General features: G+C 67.6%; 3 protein-coding genes. 2 read left to right on the forward strand and 1 reads right to left on the reverse strand.

Going from position 1 to position 2,925, the window contains the following annotated elements; translation table 11 throughout:
• Positions 1-235 precede the first annotated feature (235 nt).
• Entirely contained in the window at positions 236-2,068 is a 1,833-nt protein-coding gene (locus KBI5_RS20590) for an MFS transporter (protein WP_085016175.1), read from the forward strand.
• Between the two features lie 40 nt (positions 2,069-2,108).
• Positions 2,109-2,690, forward strand: coding sequence for a MerR family transcriptional regulator (locus KBI5_RS20595; RefSeq protein WP_011435994.1), 582 nt, complete (start codon positions 2,109-2,111; stop codon positions 2,688-2,690).
• Here the strand turns inward: KBI5_RS20595 and KBI5_RS20600 are convergent.
• A partial coding sequence (locus KBI5_RS20600) for a SpoIIE family protein phosphatase (protein ID WP_157902561.1) occupies positions 2,684-2,925 on the reverse strand: 242 nt, incomplete at its 5' end. The genes KBI5_RS20595 and KBI5_RS20600 overlap by 7 nt on opposite strands.

The raw sequence follows: 2,925 nt of genomic DNA on the forward strand, positions 1-2,925 counted from the left end.
CTGACAGAACCGGCCAGGGCACCGCCCAGCAGGCCAGAACAACGAACACCTGGATCGATCACGCGATCAGCGCCACCCAGGACGCACGGCCACGATCACACCAAAGCGCGAACGTGCCGGAGCCCTGATCCCCGGTCGCGAAGCCGACGCCCACAACGGCGTATATCGGCCTCCGGCCGCTATGAACCATGTCACATCTACCGCTGACGTTAGATAGAGGCGCTACCTTCGTGCGGTGACGACTTCCGACACCGCCGCCGGCACCCTGTCGCTTGAGGCCGACGAGGTCCTGGCCCGGCCCGGTCCGGACAACTACAAGTGGATCGCGCTGTCGAACGCGACCATTGRCATCCTGATGGTGACGATCAACAGTTCGATTCTTCTCATCGCCCTTCCGGATATCTTCCGGGGAATCGAGATAGACCCGCTCGCACCGGAGAACACCTCGTACTTCCTCTGGATCCTGATGGGATTCCTGCTGGTCACCTCGGTGCTCGTGGTGAGTCTGGGGCGGGTCGGCGACATGTTCGGCCGGGTGCGGATGTACAACCTCGGCTTCGCGATCTTCACGCTGTTCTCGATCCTGCTCGCCGTCACCTGGATGCATGGCACGGCAGCCRCCTGGTGGATCATCATCATGCGGGTGCTGCAGGGCGTGGGCGGTGCCTTCCTCTTCGCCAACTCCAGCGCGATCATCACTGACGCCTTCCCGGAGGACGAACGCGGGCTCGCCCTGGGGGTCAACGGCGTCGCGGCGATCGTCGGATCATTTCTGGGGCTGTTGATCGGCGGTCTGCTGGCGCCGGTCGAATGGCATCTGGTCTTTCTTGTCTCGGTGCCGTTCGGCATCTTCGGGACGGTCTGGGCCTACCTGAAGCTGCGCGACAACGGGGCGCGCACCCAGGCCCGGATCGACTGGGCCGGCAACATCACGTTCGCGGTCGGCCTCATCGCGATCCTGACCGGCATCGTCTACGGGCTGCAGCCCTATGGCGGTCACACGATGGGCTGGACCAAGCCGTTCGTGCTGAGCTGCCTGTTCGGTGGTCTCGCGGTGCTGATCGGCTTCGTCGTCATCGAGCTGCGCTCCGCCGACCCGATGTTCCGCCTGGACCTGTTCCGGAGCCGGACCTTCACCATGGGCARCATCGCGGCTCTGCTCGGCGCGCTCGCCCGTGGTGGTCTGCAGTTCATGTTGATTATCTGGTTGCAGGGGATCTGGTTGCCGCTGCATGGCTACAGCTTCGAGAAGACCCCGCTGTGGGCCGGCATCTACCTGATTCCGGTGACCGTCGGATTCCTGGTGGCGGGGCCGCTGGCCGGCCGGTTCGCGGACCGCTACGGTGCGCGTCCGTTCGCCACCCTGGGACTGGTGATCACGGCGGTGGCGTTCCTGCTGTTCGACGCCATTCCCATCGACTTCGACTATCCGTGGTTCGCGCTGATCCTGTTGCTGATGGGCCTGTCCATGGGCCTGTTCGCGGGGCCGAACACCAGCAGCGTGATGAACACCCTGCCGCCCAACCAGCGCGGTGCCGGTGCCGGCATGCTCAACACGTTCCAGAACTCGGCCAGCGTGCTGTCCATCGGTGTTTTCTTCACCATCATCGCGCTCGGGCTGGCCGCCAGCCTTCCGGACGCCATGTACTCCGGGCTTGTCGGGCAGGGCGTCTCCCCGGCGAAGGCGCACGAGCTGGCGAACCTGCCGCCGATCGGCAGCCTGTTCGCCGCGTTCCTCGGGTACAACCCCACCGAGCGACTGCTCGGCCCGGACACCCTGTCGCAGCTCGACCCGGCGAAGGCCGACTTCCTCACCGGGCACACCTTCTTCCCGAACCTCATCTCCGGGCCGTTCGGTGACGGTCTGCGCCTCGCCTTCGCCTTCGCCGCCGTCGCCTGCCTGGTCGCCGCGGGCTTCTCCTGGCTGCGCGGGAAGCAGCGGCCGCACGTGCGCCGTCCGCTGCTCGAAGAGACGGCCGAGGGGCTGGCCGGCGCGGGCGACATCGCGGCGATGGAGGACGGTGCCGGGAGCGCTCTTTCGAGCAGCCCCCTGGCCGCCGAGCGATAGGCCGCGGGCTAGGCCGAGCGTGAGAAAGGCCCTGACGTCGATGATCAGAGCCGCCGATGGCGCCGTGCGGGCCGATGGCGCCGTGCGGGCCGATGGCGCCGTGCGGAACAATTGCCTGGTGCGGGACGGCGACGCGGCCAAGAGCCCGGTCAAGAGCGCGGCCAAGAGCGCGGTCAAGGATGCGGCTCGTGACCTGCGCGGGATCGGTCAGGCCGCGCAGGAACTGGGCGTCTCGGTGCGGGCCCTGCGGTATTACCAGGAGGTGGGGCTGCTCACCCCGTCCGGGCGCACCCTGGGCGGGAACCGGCTGTACGCGGATTCCGACCTCGCCCGGGTGCGGCGCATCCGCGAGCTGCAGACGCTGCTCGGCTTCAACCTGGACGAGATCCGCACGATCCTCGCCTACGAGGATCGTCTCGCCCAGGTCCGGCAGGAGTACCACGCGGCGTCCGACGACGCGGACCGCATCCGGCTGCTGACCGAGGGCACGTCGGCCTACCGGAGGCTCCGCGTCGAGATTGACGAGAAAATCAGCCGGCTGGTGGCCTTCCGTGACGAGATCGACGAACGGATCGAGCGGGCGGACCGGCTGGCCAAGGGGGTCGCCGACAGCTCTCAGTGATCATCCGATCGTCGGGTTGGGCCGGCGTGCCGGGTCGGTCCGGGAACCTCGACCGCCAGGAGCGCCACATCGTCGTTCAGCGTCGATCGCGTCCAGTCCCGGACCCGGTCGGCGAGATCGGTCAGCGCCTCGTCGAGTGACGTGTGGGCGAACGCGGCCTCGGCCGCGGGCAGCAGGGGGAAGAAGGCGCCGGTCGTGGGGGCGCGTGCCTCGGTGATGCCGTCGGTATAGAACA

It is taken from the genome of Frankia sp. KB5, assembly GCF_002099325.1.
GTDB lineage: Bacteria > Actinomycetota > Actinomycetes > Frankiales > Frankiaceae > Frankia > Frankia casuarinae.

Coding starts and splice junctions, on each gene's coding strand:
- KBI5_RS20595 (WP_011435994.1), top strand. CDS start 2,109: ATGATCAGAGCCGCCGATGGCGCCGTGCGGGCCGATGGCGCCGTGCGG.